Annotated in this window: 16 protein-coding genes; 10 read left to right on the forward strand and 6 right to left on the reverse strand. The window is 62.7% G+C overall.

Annotation, left to right across the window (positions count from 1 at the left end; all coding sequences use genetic code 11):
* Window positions 1-15: 15 nt before the first annotated feature.
* The 3 genes from J6524_RS22550 to J6524_RS22560 all read right to left on the reverse strand — a co-directional run bounded on the left by J6524_RS22550 (window position 16) and on the right by J6524_RS22560 (window position 2,239).
* Complete coding sequence (locus tag J6524_RS22550) at window positions 16-585, reverse strand: NuoB/complex I 20 kDa subunit family protein (RefSeq protein WP_376712061.1); 570 nt, start codon at window positions 583-585, stop codon at window positions 16-18.
* A gap of 236 nt (window positions 586-821) precedes the next feature.
* On the reverse strand, window positions 822-1,148 hold the full coding sequence (locus J6524_RS22555) for an antibiotic biosynthesis monooxygenase family protein (RefSeq protein WP_225674529.1): 327 nt from the start codon (window positions 1,146-1,148) through the stop codon (window positions 822-824).
* 188 nt (window positions 1,149-1,336) lie between these two features.
* Window positions 1,337-2,239 (reverse strand): LysR family transcriptional regulator, encoded by a 903-nt coding sequence (locus tag J6524_RS22560; RefSeq protein ID WP_225674531.1) that lies wholly within the window; start codon window positions 2,237-2,239, stop codon window positions 1,337-1,339.
* 167 nt (window positions 2,240-2,406) lie between these two features.
* On the opposite strand from J6524_RS22560, the gene J6524_RS22565 reads away from it, so the two are divergent.
* Window positions 2,407-3,231: a 3-hydroxybutyrate dehydrogenase gene (locus tag J6524_RS22565; RefSeq protein ID WP_225674533.1), complete on the forward strand. Its 825-nt coding sequence runs from the start codon at window positions 2,407-2,409 to the stop codon at window positions 3,229-3,231.
* Between the two features lie 21 nt (window positions 3,232-3,252).
* The gene (locus J6524_RS22570; RefSeq protein ID WP_225674535.1) at window positions 3,253-4,416 is read left to right on the forward strand and encodes a patatin-like phospholipase family protein; all 1,164 of its coding nucleotides are present in this window, start codon (window positions 3,253-3,255) and stop codon (window positions 4,414-4,416) included.
* On the opposite strand, the gene glgA is transcribed toward J6524_RS22570, so the two are convergent.
* Window positions 4,394-5,845, reverse strand: coding sequence for a glycogen synthase GlgA (gene glgA / locus J6524_RS22575; protein WP_225674537.1), 1,452 nt, complete (start codon window positions 5,843-5,845; stop codon window positions 4,394-4,396). The two genes, J6524_RS22570 and glgA, sit on opposite strands and share 23 nt — an antisense overlap.
* 208 nt (window positions 5,846-6,053) lie before the next feature.
* On the opposite strand from glgA, the gene J6524_RS22580 reads away from it, so the two are divergent.
* From J6524_RS22580 to J6524_RS22615, 8 genes are all read left to right on the forward strand, one after another.
* The gene (locus J6524_RS22580; RefSeq protein WP_225674539.1) at window positions 6,054-7,259 is read left to right on the forward strand and encodes a CaiB/BaiF CoA transferase family protein; all 1,206 of its coding nucleotides are present in this window, start codon (window positions 6,054-6,056) and stop codon (window positions 7,257-7,259) included.
* A 152-nt stretch (window positions 7,260-7,411) separates the two neighbouring features.
* A complete protein-coding gene (locus J6524_RS22585; protein WP_225674541.1) occupies window positions 7,412-8,953 on the forward strand; it encodes an ABC transporter substrate-binding protein in 1,542 nt (513 codons plus the stop codon).
* A gap of 6 nt (window positions 8,954-8,959) precedes the next feature.
* The gene (locus J6524_RS22590) at window positions 8,960-9,910 is read left to right on the forward strand and encodes an ABC transporter permease (RefSeq protein WP_225674543.1); all 951 of its coding nucleotides are present in this window, start codon (window positions 8,960-8,962) and stop codon (window positions 9,908-9,910) included.
* Window positions 9,897-10,769 carry an ABC transporter permease gene (locus tag J6524_RS22595; protein ID WP_225674545.1) on the forward strand — a complete coding sequence of 291 codons (873 nt, stop codon included), beginning with the start codon at window positions 9,897-9,899 and terminating at the stop codon, window positions 10,767-10,769. The genes J6524_RS22590 and J6524_RS22595 overlap by 14 nt, the downstream gene beginning before the upstream one ends.
* Window positions 10,766-11,761: an ABC transporter ATP-binding protein gene (locus J6524_RS22600; RefSeq protein ID WP_225674547.1), complete on the forward strand. Its 996-nt coding sequence runs from the start codon at window positions 10,766-10,768 to the stop codon at window positions 11,759-11,761. Before J6524_RS22595 ends, J6524_RS22600 begins: the two co-directional genes overlap by 4 nt.
* On the forward strand, window positions 11,758-12,738 hold the full coding sequence (locus J6524_RS22605; protein ID WP_225674549.1) for an ABC transporter ATP-binding protein: 981 nt from the start codon (window positions 11,758-11,760) through the stop codon (window positions 12,736-12,738). The genes J6524_RS22600 and J6524_RS22605 overlap by 4 nt, the downstream gene beginning before the upstream one ends.
* Before the next feature lie 105 nt (window positions 12,739-12,843).
* Window positions 12,844-13,914, forward strand: a complete 1,071-nt coding sequence (locus J6524_RS22610) for an alcohol dehydrogenase (protein ID WP_225674551.1) — start codon at window positions 12,844-12,846, stop codon at window positions 13,912-13,914.
* A 169-nt stretch (window positions 13,915-14,083) separates the two neighbouring features.
* A complete protein-coding gene (locus tag J6524_RS22615; RefSeq protein WP_225674553.1) occupies window positions 14,084-15,166 on the forward strand; it encodes an isocitrate/isopropylmalate dehydrogenase family protein in 1,083 nt (360 codons plus the stop codon).
* A 98-nt stretch (window positions 15,167-15,264) separates the two neighbouring features.
* Here J6524_RS22615 and J6524_RS22620 read toward each other — a convergent pair whose 3' ends face one another.
* Complete coding sequence (locus J6524_RS22620) at window positions 15,265-16,086, reverse strand: enoyl-CoA hydratase (RefSeq protein ID WP_225674639.1); 822 nt, start codon at window positions 16,084-16,086, stop codon at window positions 15,265-15,267.
* A 386-nt stretch (window positions 16,087-16,472) separates the two neighbouring features.
* Entirely contained in the window at window positions 16,473-16,844 is a 372-nt protein-coding gene (locus tag J6524_RS22625; RefSeq protein WP_376700250.1) for a helix-turn-helix domain-containing protein, read from the reverse strand.
* Window positions 16,845-17,168 lie beyond the last annotated feature (324 nt).

Raw genomic sequence — 17,168 nt, forward strand, 5'->3', positions numbered from 1 at the left:
CCGGGCGACCGACAATCAACGTTCGATAGTGCCCGAACGCCTGATCTTTTGCTGCAGCAACAGCACGCCGTAAAGCAGCGCTTCGGCGGTCGGCGGGCAGCCGGGGACATAGATATCGACCGGAACGATCCGGTCGCAGCCACGCACCACCGAGTACGAATAGTGGTAATAGCCGCCGCCGTTGGCGCACGAACCCATCGAAATCACATATCGAGGTTCGGGCATCTGGTCATAAACCTTGCGGAGCGCGGGTGCCATCTTGTTGCATAAAGTACCGGCGACGATCATCACATCCGACTGCCGCGGACTGGCGCGGGGCGCAAATCCAAACCGCTCGGCGTCGTAACGGGGCATCGCCATTTGCATCATCTCGATCGCGCAGCAGGCGAGGCCAAATGTCATCCACATCAACGAACCGCTGCGGGCCCACGTGATCAAATCGTCGGTGGCGGTAACGAAGAAGCCTTTGTCGCTCAGCTCACTGTTCAACCCCGCAAAAAAGTAGTCGTCACTCACGGGACGGCCGGTCCCTGGATCCAGAATTCCGTTTCCAGAAGGCGTGATCAATGGTCGGGAATGCTGCATATTTGAGTCGCTCCAGCTTGGTCTGGCCAAAGCTGCAACCATGTCCGGATTTGCCTTGCCGCTTTTCGTCGGATGAGCACCGCGTCTGCTGCTCCTCCTTCGCGCCCCTGATTCCCTGGGCGGGCCCGGACTGGGCCGGCAGCCTTTTCAATGTTCGACGCGACAATGTTCAACGCGGCGACGCTTTCGGCCGTTCCTATCGAGCGAGCAAGAGTGTGTAGATGGCGCCGCGATGCTTACCGTCCACTGTCCATGACTTCGGCGACTTCGTACAGATGAGGATCGATCTCGCTCGTTATCTCGTCGAAATGACCCCATTGCTTGCGAAATTCTGGCGATTGATGGGCCGATCGCAGCAGATTGCGATTCTCCCATTGCACGTAGTTGACGATGCGGCGGCCATCCAGGCTGCGATGCAGGCTGATGGAGACGAAGCCCGGCTGACGCGCCATGAAGCGGGCGCGCTCGGTCATCATCGACAACGCCTCGGCCTGCTTCTCGGGCTCTGACTCGACGATGGTGATCTGGGTGACGGGCTGTCTTTCGGTATGGATCTGCGCCATGGCTGATCTCCCTTGAATATTCCAAGCCGGGCGTCCGCAATTTGACGGCGCCAAGTGCAGCTTTTGCGGCGTCGGTGACGCGTCAACTATGGAAATTCCGGTAGCGGGAGGCGGTTCCACAATGGATCAGTCCCAGGGCTGGACCGGACACCTCGGACTGAGAAAAGACGAATTGCTTCGAACCAAGCCTATCTGGTTCCCTCATTGCGTATAAATTGCTGCCAATTGGCGCCGCGCAGCATGCGCATCACGGCGGATGCCACCGCAGTCCGTTCGCGCCCGGCGACGCCGTAGAGATTGACCGTTCGTCGCGCATCCAGTCCCTCGACATTGGCACGCTTCAGCGTCGGCGGAAGTGATGCGGTATCGGGCACCACCGCAACGCCGATGTCGGCCTCCAGGAGCGCGATCAGATCGCGCTCGGACGCAATCTCATGACAGCGATCGACGTCGAGGCCGTGCTCACGCAGCGAACTGTTCACGCGCGCGGCATGTTCGCAGTAATTGCGCGACAGCAGCTGCTCGGCACGAAGATCGCCGAAATCGATCTTTTCGCGCGCCGCCAGCCGATGATTCCTGTTGACGACGAGTTGAAAATTCTCGGTGAACAGCGGCCAAGTGTCGAGCCGATCCCATTCCTCGCTGATCTCGGCGGCGATGCCGAGCTCGGCTTCGCCTCTTTTGAGATATTCCGCGACCTCGCGGGCATTGCCGCGCAGAAAGCGAAACTCCAGGCGATTGAACATTCGCTTGATCTGGTCGAGATGCGGAATCAGCAGCGAGAGGTCGACGGAATGGGTGAGCGCTATCCGGAGCGCGCCGACTTCGCCGCTCTTGAAGGAGGAGGCAAGCTCGCGCGCCCCGGTGGCCGCCTCGTAGCATTGCTTGAGCAGCGGATGCATGCGCTGGCCGAGCTCGGTCAGTTGCGCGGCGGGACGCTCGCGGCGGAACAGATCGCCGCCGAGTTCGGCTTCCAGTTGCTTGATCGCCCGCGTCAGCGACGGCTGCGTGACGTTGCACTCGTCAGCGGCGCGCGTGAAGTTGAGCACGCGTGCAACCGCAAGAAAATAGCGAACCTGATGCATCTCCATGGCCGTGCCCCGGTCTGTCTCGATCGCACCGTAACCGATCGTATGAGGTGACGACACCATAACCGCCATAGCAGCGGCCTATGGTTTTGAAAGCCAAACGGCATTTCCTGAAATGAAGGTGGCCGGGCAGGGTGGCAGCAGCGAAATCCCACCTGAAAAGGACCGCCATGAATATCCAGCTCAAATCGCAAGGTGTTGCAGCTGCGCGGCCGCTGGCCGGCAAGGTATCACTGGTGACGGGCTCGACCAGCGGTATCGGGCTCGGGATCGCCTGGGCGCTGGCGGAGGCCGGCTCGGCGGTAGTTCTGAATGGCTTGGGCATGGCGGCCGAAATCGCCAGGACCCGCGAGCAGATCGCAGCCGATTGCGGCGTCGTGGTCAGCTATTCCGCGGCCGACATGACGAGCCGGGAAGCGATAGCCGAGATGATCGCATCCGCTGTCGCCAGTCACGGCCGGCTCGATATCCTCGTCAACAATGCAGGCATTCAGCATGTCGCGCCGCTCGAGCAGTTTCCGCCCGAAAAATGGGACGCGATTCTGGCGATCAACCTGTCGTCGGCGTTTCACACCATGCGGCTGGCGCTATCAGCAATGCGTCAGAACAAGTTCGGCCGCATCATCAATATCGCCTCGGCACACGGTCTCGTCGCTTCGCCCTTCAAGGCGGCCTATGTCGCGGCCAAGCACGGCATCATAGGCCTCACCAAAGTTGCCGCGCTGGAGACGGCGGAAGACGGCATCACCTGCAACGCGATCTGCCCGGGTTACGTCTACACGCCGCTGGTCGAGGCGCAGATCGACGGCCAGGCCAGGGCGCACGGCATTTCCCGCGAAACGGTCATTCACGACGTGCTGCTGGCGCAGCAGCCGAACAAGCGCTTCGCCACGGTGGAGGAATTGGGCGCGCTTACGGTGTTTCTCGCCAGCGATGCGGCGGCGTCGATCACCGGCATCGCGCTGCCGGTCGATGGCGGCTGGACCGCACATTGAAAGAGATTCAAGGAGCGTGACATGCACGATGCAAGGGAAGTCTCTTCATCGCCCAACATCAGAGCGCGGGCCAGTTCCGAATCCGGTCAGGTCGTCCTGGTGCTGCAGGGCGGCGGTGCGCTCGGCTCCTACCAGGCCGGCGTCTACCAGGCGCTCAATGAGGCTGGGATCGAACCCGACTGGATCATCGGCACCTCGATCGGGGCGATCAATGCCAGCCTGATCGCGGGCAACTTGCCGCCGAATCGGTTGCCGCGCCTACGTGAGTTCTGGAAGCGGATGGAGCAGAACCCGGTCTGGAATTTTCGTGACATCTTTCCCGGCTTCAACGAAAAACTCGCGTACTGGTCGACCGTGACCCACGGCATTCCCGGTTTCTTCCGGCCTAACCCGCTGGCCCATGCCGGCGACTCCTATCCGCTCGGACCCGACCATGCCGGCTACTATTCCACTGCGCCGCTGGAGCGGACGTTGACGGAGCTGGTCGATTTCGATCTGGTCAATCAGTGCAGGCCGCGGCTGACCGTCGGCGCCGCCCATGTCCGCACCAGCCGGATGCGCTATTTCGACAGCCGCGACGGCGAGCTTGGCGTCAGGCACGTCATGGCCTCAGGCGCACTGCCGCCGGCGTTCCCCGCGGTGCGCATCGACGGCGAGCTTTATTGGGATGGCGGCATATTATCCAACACGCCGACGGAAGCCGTGTTCGACGACAACCCGCGCAAGAACTCGCTGATCTTCGCCGTGCATCTGTGGAATCCATCCGGTCCTGAGCCAACCACGATGGCGGAGGTGCTGAACCGGCACAAGGACGTGCAGTATTCGAGCCGGATCGCCAGCCACATCGCCCGCCAGCAGCAGGCGCATCGGCTGCGACACGTCATCAACCAGCTCGCCGCGCGCCTGCCGGAAGCCGAGCGCAACAGCCAGGAAGTGAGAGAACTCGCTGGCTACGGTTGTCCGACGCGGATGCATGTCGTGCGGTTGCTTGCGCCCCAGCTCAGCCGCGAGGATCACACCAAGGATATCGATTTCAGCCCGTCCGGCATCATGCAGCGTTGGGATGCCGGTTACCGTCACACCAAGGCGGTGCTGGAAAAGCAGCCCTGGATCGGCGAATTCGATCCGCTCTCGGGTGTCGTCCTGCACGAGCAGGTGGAAGTCATGCCGGAAGCGGCAGAGTAGCTGGCGTCACGATCGAGGGCGCGATGGTCTTGCGATAGAGCGCGCTGTAAAGCGAAGCGGACAGATCCCAGCTAAAGGAACGCGCCATCGCACTGCGCCGCATCGCGTCGAGCTTGTCCTTGGCGCGGTAGGCTTCGAACGCGCGCCTGACGCCGCCGAGGAAGGACTCCGCGGACGGTTTCGGAAACAGGAATCCGGTTTCGCCGTCCTTGATGGTTTCCGCCAGCCCCCCGGTCTGGTGGCCGATCGGCAGCGATCCGAACCGCTGCGCATACATCTGGCTCAGCCCGCAGGGCTCGAACCGCGACGGCATCAGCGTGAAATCGCTGCCGGCAAAAATACGCCGCGCCTGCGCGTCGTTGAAGCCGATGACAACGCCGATTGCGTTCGGCCGGCGGCGATGGGCGTCGACCAGCGCTTTTTCGATCTGCGGCTCGCCGCTGCCGGTCACCACGATCTGCCCTCCGGCCTCGATGATTTCGTCGGCGGCGGACAGGACGAGGTCGATGCCCTTCTGGTGCACCAGACGGGCAACGAGGCCGAACAACGGACCTCGCGACAACGCCAAGCCAAACTGCTTGCGGACGTAGTCGGCATTGGCCTGCTTGCCTTCCCAGTCGCCGGGCGCGAAGGTCTGCGCCAGCTGCGCACAGGCGCTGGGATCCCAGCTTTCGTCGATGCCGTTCAATATGCCGGTCAGTTGCGCCGCATTCGAGCGCTTCTGCAGCAGGCCTTCCAGCCCACAGCCGAGCTCGTGCGTCGTGATCTCCTTCGCATAGGTCGCGCTGACGGTGGTCAGATGCGAGGCATAGACGAGGCCGCCTTTCAGGAATGACACGTGATCGTAGAACTCGAGCCCGTCGATATGGAACGAGCTCTCGGGCGCGCCGATCCTGCGCAGCGAGTCCGGCGGGAATAGGCCCTGGTAGGCGAGGTTATGGATGGTCAGGATCGAGGGGATCTTCACGGCCTTCCATGCCAGATAGGCGGGTGCCAGCGCGGCCTGCCAGTCATTGGCATGGATCAGGTCGGCTGCCCAATTCTTGTCCAGGTTGCCTGAGGCCAGCTCGGCTGCGGCGGATGCGAAGCGGCCGAACCTGATGTCGTTGTCCGGCCAGTCGCGCCCCGATTCATCGCCATAGGGATTGCCTGGCCGGTCGTAGAGCTGCGGGCAGAGCAGGACGTAGACCGGCAGACCATCCTTGGTCGCTGCTCGTCCGAGTGAGCAGGCCGGCATCTCCGCCAGGGAGGGGCATTCCCCAACGATTTCAATATGGGTGAGCTGTTCGACGACGTCGTGATAGCCCGGCAGCATGATCCGGACATCGCTCCAGCGGCGGAGCGCGCGGGGCAAAGCGGCGGAAACGGCGGCAAGCCCTCCGACCCGGATGAAGTCATCCATTTCAGTGGTGACGAACAAGACCTTCAAGGCAAATGTCCCTGTGCCATCCGCAATGAAACTCAACGAAGCTCATCCAGGTGAAACCAATGCAAGAATGGGTCCAACTTCCACGCGTACAACGCGCGTTCCCGGCCGTCGTTCCTCGGAGAACTACTTTCCTGTTAAGGCTGCACAATTTAGGGTCTCGGCCGCCACCAAAACGAATGGCCGCAAACGGCCGAAGGAGCGTTACGAAATGACCATAGCCGGCAATGATCAGAGGAATTTGACAGGCAGCTTCGCGGGCCTGCGCGTCCTCGACTTCTCAACCACGATTGCCGGGCCTCACTGTACACGAATGCTCGCCGATATGGGAGCGGAGGTTATCAAGATCGAGACCGAGGAGGGCGAGACGATGCGGACTCGCCCGCCGGTCCGCAATAACTGCTCGACTGCCTTCGGCCAGCTCAATGTCGGCAAGAACAGTCTCGTCCTGGATCTGAAATCGCCGAAGGGATTGGAGGCCGTTCGCCGGCTGGTCGCGACGGCGGACGTGCTGGTCGAGAATTTCCGTCCGGGCGTGATGCGGCGATTGAAGCTCGATTACGACTCACTGCGAGGGCTTAGTCCGAAACTGGTATACTGCTCGATCTCCGGCTACGGCCAGACCGGCCCGTCGGCAGAGCTGCCGGCCTACGCGCCGGTGATTCACGCGGCCTCGGGCTACGAGATGGCGCATCTGGCCTACCAGCCGGGACGCAGCCGGCCGGACTATTGCGGCATCTATCACGCCGACGTGCTGACCGGCGTCTACGCCTTCGGCGCGATCTCGGCCGCGCTGTATCAGCGCGCATCGACTGGACGGGGCCAGCACATCGATGTCTCGATGCTGGAATCGATGCTGAGCCTGACGCTCAACGAACTGCAGTGGTCGCAATTCGAAGTAAAGCCGACGCAGCGGCCGATGTTCGGTCCGATCGAGACCACGGACGGCTATGTGATGATGGCGATCGCCAGCGAGAAAACTTTCCAGAGCCTGATGCAGGTGATCGGTCATCCCGAGTGGGTGAGCGATCCGCGCTTTGCGAAATATTCCGATCGGCGGGAAAACTGGGTGAGCCTGATGGAAGGTGTGGAAGCGTGGTCGCGCACGGTGACGACTGCGCAGTGCCTCGCCGCGCTCAATACGCACGGCGTTCCTTCATCAGCCTACCGCACCGTCGCCGAGGCGCTGCGTGACCCGCAGATCGCCCATCGCGGCGCATTGGCTGAAGTCGAGGATGGCGGCGGCACCTTCAAGGTGCTCAATCTGCCATTCCGCATGTCGGAAGCGAAAGTGTCTGCGGCGCCGCGCATGTCGACGCTCGGCGAGCACACGCGTGCTTATCTGAAGGAAGCCGGCCTGTCGGACGATGAGATCGCAACCTTTGCCGGAAAGGCGCAGGTAGCCGCAAGCACCTGACGGCGCGCTCTGCATAGCGAAACATAAAGCTGCGGCTTTTCATCCATAGCTTGTGAACGGCCTTGCCCGCGACTGCGTTTCCGGACAATCTTGCGGGCAAGCAATCGGCGATCCGGAATACCGGACGAACGGCATATCGGGAGGGAACATCAATGAAGGCGGCGATCCGTTCGAGCGTGCTCGCGCGAATATTTCTTGTGGCGGGATTTGGCATGGCGTTTTCGGCAATGCCCGCCAGTGCGCAGAAGGCGGGCGGCAGCATCACCGTCGGCCTCGAACTCGATATTCCCGGTTTTGATGTGTTGAAGGTCGGCGTTTACGACACGGCGGCGCTCACCGCATCTTCCGCGCTGTTCGATACGCTCACCACGCTCGATGCGAACGGCAAGCCGCAGCCGGAGCTGGCGCTGTCCTGGGAGCCCTCCGAGGACTTCAAGATGTGGACCTTCAAGCTGCGCCCCGGCGTCAAGTTCCACGATGGCACGCCGTTCAACGCCGAAGCGTTCAAGGCGAATTTCGACCGGCAGAAGGATCCCGCCAACAAGTGCCGCTGCGCCTTCTATATCTCTAACGTCAACAACGTTCAGGCGCCGGACGAACTGACGGTGGTCTATAACCTCAATGACCCCTCGGTGAACTTTCCATCGTTGGTTTCCTACGCGAGCCAGACCAACGCGATACACTCTCCGACCGCTTGGAAGACGAAGGGCGAAGAATACAACCGCAATCCTGTCGGCACCGGTCCCTATATTCTGAAATCCTGGACCGCCGGCGATCGCATGATCCTGGAGAAAAACCCTGATTACTGGGACAAGGACAAGGTCTATTTCGACCGCATCACGTTGAAGCCGCTGCCTGACGCGCAATCGCGCTTTGCCAGCCTGCAATCCGGCGAGGTCGACCTGATCTGGGATGATGAATTTTCCGCCGATAACATTCAAAAGGCGCAAAAGGACTCCAAGCTGACGGTGCATACCTACGCCGGCTCGGGTGCGGCGGTGTATGCCATGAACACCAAGACCCCGCCCTTCGACGACGTGCGCGTGCGCCAGGCGATCGTCATGGCGCTAGATCGCAAGAAGATGTCACAGGCGATCACCAATGGTTTGTCTCGCCCGGCCAGCAATCCCTATGGCGACGGCTCCTGGGTCAAATGCAAGGATGACGGTGCACTTCCCGAAGACCTCGAGAAGGCCAAGGCGCTGATCAAGGACTACGGCAAGCCTGTCGAGTTCAAGATGCTCGTCACGGCGACGCCCCGTGGGCGCACCGTTGGCCAGGTGCTGCAACAATTGTGGAAGCGCGCCGGCATCAACATGGAGATCGAGCAGGTCGATCAGGCGACCATTCCGCCGCGCGCCTTCATGCGCCAGTTCCAGATGACGCCTTGGCGGATCGTCGATCTCGCCGATCCTGACACCCAGATGTATGCCAATTTCCGCACCGGCAGCCCGGTCGCGCTTGCCAATTATTCGAATCCGGAGCTCGATAAATTGCTTGACCTCGCGCGGGTCACCGCCGACCAGAACAAGCGCGTCGATCTCTATTGCGAGATCGCGCGGCTGATCAACAAGGAGGCGATCTGGTTCTGGACTTTCCAGAACACCTACTACGCGATCTCGAGCGCAAAGCTCAAGGGACTGCCCAAGATGTACAGCGGGGTGATCGACGTATCGCGCACCTGGAAGGAATAGCCGCTCATGGCGTTCTTCGTCGCACGCCGGCTCCTGTATCTCGTGCCGGTGCTGATTGCGGTTTCGCTGCTGACGTTCTCGATCGCATCGCTGCTGCCCGGCGATCTCGCCTACACTATCCTCGGTGATCAGGCGACACCGGAGAACGTCGCGGCGTTGCGGCGCGACATGGGGCTCGATCAGCCGATCTGGTGGCGGTACATAAGCTGGCTCGGCGGTGTGCTGCAGGGCGATTTCGGCCGCTCGTTCCGCACCGGCCAGACGGTCCTTCAAGCCGTCGCCGAGCGTCTGCCGGTCTCGATCGAACTGATGCTCCTGGCGCAGCTCGGCGCTCTGGGAATCGGCGTTCCACTGGCGATCGTCTGTGCGGCGCGCAGCGGCGGCGCGTTCGACCGTTTCATGACCGGCACTGCTTTTGGTATGTTGTCGGTGCCGACCTTTCTGTCGGCGATCCTCCTGATCTATCTTTTCGCGGTCGAGCTGCGCTGGCTGCCGGCGACCGGCTACGTGCCGTTCGCCGAAGATCCGCTCGCCAATCTGCGTTTCTTCGTTCTGCCCTCGCTGACGCTGGCGCTGGCGGAATGGCCGACCATCATGCGCGTGCTGCGTTCAGACATGATTGCGACGTTACAGGAAGATTACATCGCGCTCGCCAAGGCAAAAGGCTTGACGCCGGCAAGGATCCTCTTCGTGCATGCCCTGAAACCTTCGTCGCTAACCCTTGTTACGATCACCGGCATCAATATCGGCCGGTTGATCGGCGGTGCTGTCATCGTCGAGACGATTTTTGCTCTCCCGGGCATCGGCCGGCTGCTGATCGGAGCGATCCTTACGCGCGACCTCATCATCCTGCAGGGGGTAGTGCTCCTGGTGGGGGCCGGTTTCGTCATCATGAACTTCATCGTCGACATGCTCTACGCCGTTCTCGATCCTAGGATTCGCCATGGCCACGCTTGAACTCGAAGTTGCCGAGGAGGCGGTAAGCCAGCCTGCACGCAAGGGCCGGCGGCTTGGAGTGCTGTTCTGGGCGGCGATCGGCTGGATGACTTTCGTGTTCGCGGTGGCGGTCTTGGCGCCTGTGCTGCCGCTGCCGAGCCCAACCGACATGGACATGCTGGAGCGACGCGCGCCGTTCTCGGCGGAGCATTGGCTCGGCACCGACGGGCTCGGCCGCGACGAACTTTCGCGCCTCGTCTATGGCGCGCGGATATCGCTGGTCGTTGGCCTCTGTGCGCCGGTCATCGGTCTCACGATCGGCGGCGCACTCGGCATGCTCGCCGGCTATTTCCGCGGCCGGTTCGAGTCGGGCGTGGTCGGCAGCATGGATGTGTTGCTGGCCTTTCCGCCGCTGGTGCTGGCCCTGGCCGTGACCGCCTATCTCGGGCAGTCCATCTTTAATTTGACCTGCATCCTCGGCGTGCTCGGCATCCCCGCTTTCATGCGGGTGGCGCGGGCTGCCACGCTGACGCTGTCGCGGCGCGAGTTCGTCATCGCCGCGCAGGCGCTCGGCGCCACTCATGCGCGTATCCTGTTGCGTGAGCTGTTGCCGAACGTGATTCTGCCGCTGTTTGCCTTCTTCCTGCTTGGCGTCGCCATCACCATCGTGGTCGAGGGCTCGCTGTCGTTCCTCGGCCTCGGCGTGCCGCCGCCGATATCGAGTTGGGGCAGCATGATCGGGGAGGGGCGCGAGAGTCTCGACGTGGCGCCGCGGCTCGCCTTTCTGCCGGCAGCGGCGATGTTCCTCACCGTGCTTTCCTTCAATCTGGTCGGCGACACCTTGCGCGCGCTGACCGATCCGCGGCAGGGCGCACTGTGACTGATAACGTGTTGCTTTCGGTCGAAGACGTCGTGGTCGACTTGCCGACCCCGCGCGGCAATCTGCGCGCGGTGGATCGGGTGAACCTCACGCTCGGCGCGGGCCAGACGCTCGGCGTGGTCGGCGAATCCGGCTGCGGCAAGACCATGCTGTCGCGCGCCATCCTGCAGTTGCTGCCGAAGAAGGCAAAGCTCTCCGGCCGAGTGAGGTTCGACGGAGAGGACCTCTTGCGGCTTCCGGCGGAGAAGCTGCGCCAGCTTCGCGGCCGCTCGCTGGCGGTGGTCTTTCAGGATCCGATGACCTCGCTCAACCCTGTGCTCACCATCGGCACCCAGTTGATCGAGACATTGCAGGAGCATCTTGAACTGGACGATGCCGCCGCCACCAGGCGCAGCGTCGAATTGCTCGCAGCGGTCGGGATCCCCGCGCCGGAACAGCGGTTGGCGCAGTATCCGCACCAGCTTTCCGGCGGCATGCGGCAGCGGGTGGCGATCGCGATTGCGCTGTCCTGCGAACCGAAACTCCTGATCGCCGACGAGCCGACCACCGCGCTCGACGTGACAATCCAGGCGCAGATCCTCGATCTCCTGGCGCGCGAGCAGCGCCGCCGGCACATGGCGATGATCATCATCACCCACGACCTCGGCGTCGTCGCCGGCCGTACGGACGAGGTTGCCGTCATGTATGCCGGCCGGGTGGTCGAGCGCGCGCCGACGGCCGCCTTGTTCAAGAAGATGCGGATGCCCTATACCGAAGCGCTGCTGGCGGCCCTGCCCAGGTTGGATGCCGCGCCCCACACGCCGCTGCCGGCAATCTCGGGCCGTCCACCTGATCCGACCCGGCCGCTGCAAGGATGCTCGTTCGCGCCGCGATGCCGTTATGCGGTCGCTCGCTGCCGGACCGAGAAGCCGGCGCTCGAGGCAGCGGAGACCAGCGCGCACCAGTTCGCCTGCTTCCATCCGATCGAAATCCGTGAGGGAGCCGGCGCATGATGCAGCAAGCCGTGTCCGCCGTTTCGGGCGAGCCGCTGCTCACTGTCGACGATCTGGTCGTGGAATATCCGGTCGGCCAGAAAATCGTTCACGCCGTATCAGGTGTCTCGTTGCAGATCGCCCGCGGTGAAACGCTCGGGCTGGTCGGCGAATCCGGGTGCGGAAAATCGACGCTGGGCCGGGCGGTGCTGCAGTTGCGCCGGCCGACCGCGGGGCGGGTGCTGTTCGACGGCCACGATCTCACGACCATGCACGGCGATGCTTTGCGGAAGATGCGCCGGCGCGTGCAACTGATCTTCCAGGACCCGATCGCATCGCTCAATCCGCGCCGCAAGATCGGCGATATCGTCGCCGAGCCGCTGGTGATTGCAGGCGTCAAGGATCCGGAGAAGCGCAAGCAACTTGTCGAAGAGGTGCTCAGCGCCGTCGGCCTCGATCCGGCGATCGTAGTCGGGCGGCTGCCGCACGAATTCTCCGGTGGACAGTGCCAGCGCATCTGCATCGCTCGCGCGCTCATTCTCAATCCGGAGTTCATCGTCTGCGACGAGCCGGTCTCCGCGCTCGACGTTTCCATCCGCGCCCAGATCCTCAATTTGCTGGAGGAGATGAAGGGACGGTTCGGATTGACGCTGCTGTTCATCGCACACGACCTTGCCGTCGTGAAGGCGGTCAGCGACCGCGTCGCGGTGATGTATCTCGGCCGGCTCTGCGAGGTTGGTCCTTCCGAGCAGTTGTTTGCGAGGCCGGCGCACCCCTATACCGCGCTGCTGATCGAGGCGATCCCTGTGCCGGATCCGGATATTCGCCCGACCGAGTCAGTGCCGGTTGGGGAACCGCCGTCGCCGATTGCCCCGCCATCGGGCTGCCGATTTCGCACCCGCTGTCCCCGCGCGGATGCGCGATGCAGTGCGGAGGTGCCCGAGCTTCGTGCCGTCGCGCCCGGCCAGTTCGCGGCGTGCCACCACCCGCTGATCTGAACAGTCGGAGCGCCGGCCCGCGCGTTTGTCTCGATCAGTTAGACGTGGCAATGTCCGCGCGCAGGAAAGGCTGGTGCCAAAAACAAGAATGACGGGAGAGAAGCGATGAAAAGTTTTCAGGTCGCCGAGTTCAACGCCCCCCTGAAAGAGGTGGATCAGGAAACCCCACAGCCGACGGGCACGCAGGTGCTGATCAAGGTGAAGGCGGCCGGCGTCTGTCACAGCGATCTTCACATCTGGGAAGGCGGCTATGATCTCGGCCATGGCCGCAAGCCGCTGTCGCTGAAAGACCGCGGCGTCTCGCTGCCGCGCACGATGGGCCACGAGACGGTCGGCGAGATCGTGGCGTTCGGGCCCGATGTTACCGCTGCCGACAAGGGCGATCTCAAGATCGGCGACGTCGCGCTGGTCTATCCCTGGCTCGGCTGCGGCAAATGCCCGACCTGTGTCGGCGGTGACGAGAACATGTGCGCCATCAAGCCGAATTCGCTCGGCGTCTATTGCGACGGCGGCTATGCCGATCACATGATGGTCCCGAACCCGAAATATCTCCTAAACCTGAAGGGGCTTGATCCGGTCACGGCGGCGCCTTATGCCTGTTCGGGCGTAACCACCTATAGCGCGCTGAAGAAGGTCGAATTCGCCTTCAACTCGCCGATCGTGATCTTCGGCGCCGGCGGGCTCGGCCTGATGGCGCTGTCACTGCTGAAGGCGATGGGCGGCAAGGGCGCCATCGTTGTCGATATCGATGCGCGCAAGCGCGAGGCGGCGGAGGCGGCGGGCGCGCTCGCCACGGTCGATGGCAAGGCGCCGGACGCGCTGGAGCAGCTTGCGAAGAAGGCCGGCGGTCCGATCCGCGCGGTCATCGACCTCGTCGGCAACGCGCAGACCACGCAACTCGGCTTCGATTGCCTCACCAAGGGCGGCAAGCTCGTCATCGTCGGTCTGTTCGGCGGCGGCGCCACGTTTCCGTTGCCGCTCATCCCAATTAAGGCGATCACGATACAGGGCAGCTATGTCGGCAACTTGCGCGAGACCCAGGAACTGCTCGAACTCGTCCGCAACAAGATGATCGCGCCGATCCCGGTAACCACGATGCCGCTTGCGAAAGCCAACGAAGCGCTCGCCGATCTGCAGAAGGGCAAATTGGTTGGACGCGCCGTGCTGACGCCGTAGCCTCCGCTGCTGCCATCGTCATTGCGAGCGAAGCGAAGCAATCCATCCATCCGCTGTGCCGTGACATGGATTGCTTCGCGGAGCTTGTCATCTGGCGCACATTCGTGCGACTCGTTGGCTCGCAATGACAGCTAAAACTTCCTGTCCGATTCCGCTGAGGTAGTTTCCCATGTCCGCAAATAACGCCCTCCACATCGCCGTGCTCGGCGGCGATGGCATCGGCCCTGAAGTGATGGCGCCGGCGCTGGAAGTCCTGCGCAAGATCGAGGCGAGGTCGGATCTCAAATTCCGCTTCACCGAGGCGCCGGCCGGTGCCAATAATTATCTCGCGACCGGCAAGTCGATGCCGGACTCAACGGTACGGCTATGCGAAGAGGCGGACGCCATCCTGCTCGGCGCCTGCGGCCTGCCGTCGGTGCGCTACCCCGATAACACCGAGATTGCGCCGCAGATCGAGCTGCGCTTCCATTTCGACCTCTACGCCGGCGTGCGTCCGGCGCGGCTGATCCCGGGCGTGCCGAGCCCGATCGTCGGCGCGGATGCGCGCGGCATCGATCTCGTGCTCATCCGCGAATCGACCGAAGGCCTGTTCGCCTCGATGGGCAAGGGCGTGGTGACGGAGGCCGATGCGCGCGAGACGCTCGTCATCACCCGCAAGACCTCGGAGCGGCTGTTCGAGTTTTCCTTCAAGCTCACTGAGCGGCGCAAGGCGCGCGGCAAGGCGAATGGCGGGCTGACCTGCGTCGACAAGGCCAACGTGTTCAGGGCCTTCGCGTTCTTTCGCGAGATGTTCGATGAAGCCGCAAAGCGTCATCCGGGCGTCAGGGCCGATCATCTCTATGTCGACGCCTGCTCGCTGATGCTGGTGAAGCGGCCCTGGGATTTCGACGTCATGGTGACGGAGAACATGTTCGGTGACATTCTCTCCGACCTCGCCGCCGGCCTGATCGGCGGCCTCGGCATGGCGCCTTCTGCCGATATTGGCGACCGCTACGCCGTGTTCCAGCCCTGCCACGGCACCGCGCCTGATATCATGGGGCAGGGCAAGGCCAATCCCACCGCGATGATCCTGTCGGCCGCGATGATGCTGGATTGGCTCGCCGAAAAGCACGGCCTCGAAAGCGCCGCCGAGGCCGGAGAGCGCATCGAGCGCGCGGTGGACAAGGCCTATGCCGGGGGCATCAAGCCGATGGAATTCGGCGGCAGCAACGGCACGGCGGATATTGCGAAGGCGGTGCTGGCGGCGTTGTAGCTTGTAGCCCGGGTGAGCGCAGCGATACCCGGGACCGGCATTCGATCTGGCGACAATCCCGGATATCGCTTCGCTCATCCAGGCTACGGGATTCGATCTTACTTCCCCTTGAACTGCGGCTTCCGCTTCTCCATGAAAGCCGTTCGGCCCTCTCGGAAATCCTCGCTGTCCATGCAGGCGCGGCCGATCGCCTTGATCGCATCCATGTCGCGTTTGCTCTCGTCCTTCAGCACCTCGGCGATGGTGATCTTGGCCGCCTTGATGGCGAGCGGCGCGTTGCCCGAGATGGTGCGCGCGATGTCCATGGTCGCATCCCATAAATCCGCGTCCGGCAGCACGCGGTCGACGAGGCCAATGCGCAGCGCTTCAGCCGCATCGATCCGCATGCCCGTGTACATGATGAGCCGTGCCCAGGACGGCCCGACCAGCGAGACCAGATGGCGCAGGCCGTCATAACCATAGGCGATGCCGAGTTTTGCGGCGGGAATGCCGAACTGGCTGTTGTCGGAAGCGATACGGATATCGGCGAGCATCGCGACCTGCATGCCGCCGCCGAGACAGAAGCCGCGGATACAGGCAATCGTCGGCTTCGGATAGCTTGCGAGCAGCGCGCGTTGCGCCTCGCTTCGCTTCGAGTACTCCTCCGAGGCCGCCGCATTATGGCGGTTCTTTTCGAACTGGCTGATATCGGCTCCTGAGACAAAGGCCTTGTCGCCGGCGCCAACCAGGATCACGACGCGGACTGCAGCGTCGTCGCGCAGGCTGGTCAGCGCATGGCCGAACCCCTCCCACATCTCGAGCGACATCGCGTTGCGCTTGTCGGGATTGTTGAAGGTGATGACGCCGACGCCATCGCCGACGCTTTGCAGGATCTTGCCGTCAGCATGGGAGATTTCGGCGGATTTCGGGACGTCGTGCATCGGTTCGCGGCTTTCGGTCGACAGGCTTGGTCCATTGTCGGGCAGGCGCCGCGCCGAGGTCAATTGCGGCCGCTTCCGTGCGTCAAGACCCAAGCCCCGTGCGGGAAGATTATGCGAGGTCGCGCAAAGCCTGACACACGCGTGGCGGCGCGGCGGCATAGGTGTGACGATGATGGAGATTTTGCGGCGATCGAAGGCACGACTATTCGCCGGAACGTGCCGCGCAAAGTCTCGCGGCGATACGGCCGGGCTCCGCCATTTCGGTAGTAACCAACGATCTTGTCCCGGCCAGATCAAGATCAGGCCTAGCGCAGCAACAGGCTACCCGGCGATTTCTCGCGTCGACTGATCGGGTCCGCGGTGCTGCGATCCAGGCGCGATGTTGCCTAGCCCTCGTTGGCCGCGATCGATTCCATCAAGGACACCAACTGACGCTGCACCGTCTGGTCCTTGATCTTGCTGTAGGCGCGCAGCAGCCTCAGGCTGAAGGCGCTGTCCAGGAAGAGCAGGCTCTCAACTTCGCGCGCTTTGCTGTCGCCGTCGTAGAAGAAGGTCACCGGCACATCGAGCGCGGTCGCGATCTGTTGAAGGCGAGCAGCACCGACGCGGTTGACGCCCTTCTCGTACTTCTGCACCTGCTGGAAGCTCACGCCGAGCTTGTCGCCGAGCTCTGCTTGAGAGATTTTCTGCTCTACGCGCCGCAGGCGAATCCGCTTGCCCAACTCGATATCGGGTTTGCCGGCGCTGCGCTGTTTCATCTTTTTCGCTGCTGATCTGCTGTTCATTCTGGTTTTACCGTCCTTCAATCGGGAAACCCTGGCAAAAGTAGGTCAGGGGTTCGTCCATATTTGCCGTTGTCAAATCCAGTCCGGACCCCGCGAGTTGTAAGGGAACACGGGGATCCCGAGAGATTGCAGGATGGCAGCCAACCGCTCGCGCGTATTGGCAGCATCATGATACCGGCGTCGCCAACTACCTAAAGCTGTCGGCACCCGGGGCATATTGGCAAAAACCCCGCCCCCTACATTTGACAAAATATTCGTCGAACCACAACCACCGCGAGTTCAAAGGCCACAGATTTT

The organism is Bradyrhizobium hereditatis (assembly GCF_020329435.1).
Taxonomy (GTDB): domain Bacteria; phylum Pseudomonadota; class Alphaproteobacteria; order Rhizobiales; family Xanthobacteraceae; genus Bradyrhizobium; species Bradyrhizobium hereditatis.

What these genes read in the sequence shown, in the direction of transcription:
- J6524_RS22550 (WP_376712061.1), bottom strand. Translation starts at nt 585, where the DNA reads ATGCAGCATTCCCGACCATTGATCACGCCTTCTGGAAACGGAATTCTG.
- J6524_RS22555 (WP_225674529.1), bottom strand. Translation starts at nt 1,148, where the DNA reads ATGGCGCAGATCCATACCGAAAGACAGCCCGTCACCCAGATCACCATC.
- J6524_RS22560 (WP_225674531.1), bottom strand. Translation starts at nt 2,239, where the DNA reads ATGGAGATGCATCAGGTTCGCTATTTTCTTGCGGTTGCACGCGTGCTC.
- J6524_RS22565 (WP_225674533.1), top strand. Translation starts at nt 2,407, where the DNA reads ATGAATATCCAGCTCAAATCGCAAGGTGTTGCAGCTGCGCGGCCGCTG.
- J6524_RS22570 (WP_225674535.1), top strand. Translation starts at nt 3,253, where the DNA reads ATGCACGATGCAAGGGAAGTCTCTTCATCGCCCAACATCAGAGCGCGG.
- J6524_RS22580 (WP_225674539.1), top strand. Translation starts at nt 6,054, where the DNA reads ATGACCATAGCCGGCAATGATCAGAGGAATTTGACAGGCAGCTTCGCG.
- J6524_RS22585 (WP_225674541.1), top strand. Translation starts at nt 7,412, where the DNA reads ATGAAGGCGGCGATCCGTTCGAGCGTGCTCGCGCGAATATTTCTTGTG.
- J6524_RS22590 (WP_225674543.1), top strand. Translation starts at nt 8,960, where the DNA reads ATGGCGTTCTTCGTCGCACGCCGGCTCCTGTATCTCGTGCCGGTGCTG.
- J6524_RS22595 (WP_225674545.1), top strand. Translation starts at nt 9,897, where the DNA reads ATGGCCACGCTTGAACTCGAAGTTGCCGAGGAGGCGGTAAGCCAGCCT.
- J6524_RS22605 (WP_225674549.1), top strand. Translation starts at nt 11,758, where the DNA reads ATGATGCAGCAAGCCGTGTCCGCCGTTTCGGGCGAGCCGCTGCTCACT.
- J6524_RS22610 (WP_225674551.1), top strand. Translation starts at nt 12,844, where the DNA reads ATGAAAAGTTTTCAGGTCGCCGAGTTCAACGCCCCCCTGAAAGAGGTG.
- J6524_RS22615 (WP_225674553.1), top strand. Translation starts at nt 14,084, where the DNA reads ATGTCCGCAAATAACGCCCTCCACATCGCCGTGCTCGGCGGCGATGGC.
- J6524_RS22620 (WP_225674639.1), bottom strand. Translation starts at nt 16,086, where the DNA reads ATGCACGACGTCCCGAAATCCGCCGAAATCTCCCATGCTGACGGCAAG.
- J6524_RS22625 (WP_376700250.1), bottom strand. Translation starts at nt 16,844, where the DNA reads ATGAAACAGCGCAGCGCCGGCAAACCCGATATCGAGTTGGGCAAGCGG.